Annotated in this window: 1 protein-coding gene; it reads left to right on the top strand. The window is 31.2% G+C overall.

The features are described from left to right. Positions 1 to 213 precede the first annotated feature (213 nt). Positions 214 to 1,033: transposase (locus V6251_RS15125; protein WP_341588995.1), on the top strand; the 820-nt coding region annotated here is incomplete at its 3' end.

Genomic DNA, 1,033 nt, shown 5'->3' with positions numbered 1-1,033 from the left:
CTTAAGTTTGTCTTTCATTAAATTTAACTAATAAATAGAAAGAACAAAAGAGAGAAATAAGATTAGTATACACGGTGAAGCTTTAGACTTCGACAACATTGATAATCCTCTCTCTTTTTCTACTAAGATTTCGTTCAGTTCTGTGAGACCTAGATCTCGTTTTCAAGTTGTTGAAACATCAGTAGCTATGTTCTTTCCAAAATTCAAGTTGTTATGAATAAATATAAAGAAATTTATGGAATTGACATTAGCAAAGATGTCTTTGATGTTTATGGTTCAAAAAGTGGACATAATCAATTTAAAAATGATGCAAAAGGTTTTGTAAGCTTTCTAAAACATTTACCAAAAGACGTTTTAATAGTCATGGAAGCTACAGGCTATTATCATTATCGTTTAGCACAGTTTTTATATAAATCAGGAATTAGCGTTTCTGTAGTAAATCCATTATCTGTAAAGCGATTTATTCAGATGAAATTAGCTAAGGTAAAAACAGATAAAAGTGATGCTAAAGCAATAAGTGAGTATGGAGAAATGAATGATGTCCCATTGTACACAGCTTTAACAGATGTTCAGAGTGAGTGTTTACAATTGTTTAGACTATTAGATAGTTATATAAAACATAGAACAGCGACCAAGAATAAACTAAAAGGAGAAGAAGTTTTAGGAATTCCTTCAAGGTTTGTTTATCGTTCTTTAACTCGAACTCTGAAGCAATTAAACAAAGAGGTTTTAGTATTAGAATCTCGTTTATTAGCATTAGTAAAACAAGATCAGCAGCATCAATTGACATTGATAAAAAGTATTCCAGGAATGGGAGTTAAAACCGCTTTGTTTTTAATAGTAGTAACCGATGGCTTTAAGAAGTTTGAAAACGCATCACAGTTATGTAGTTATGTTGGTATTACACCCACTATACGAAAATCAGGGAGTAGTGTAAGAGGTCGAAGTAGAATAAGTAAAGTAGGCAACAAGAAACTAAGGAATCTATTGTTTTTATGTTCTTTTTCAGCGTGTAAGCACAATAAGGCTTGTA

The organism is Olleya sp. Ti.3.14, from assembly GCF_038154885.1.
GTDB lineage: Bacteria > Bacteroidota > Bacteroidia > Flavobacteriales > Flavobacteriaceae > Olleya.
Note: the sequence above shows the minus strand (reverse complement) of the source record. Positions and strands in the feature narration are given on the sequence as shown.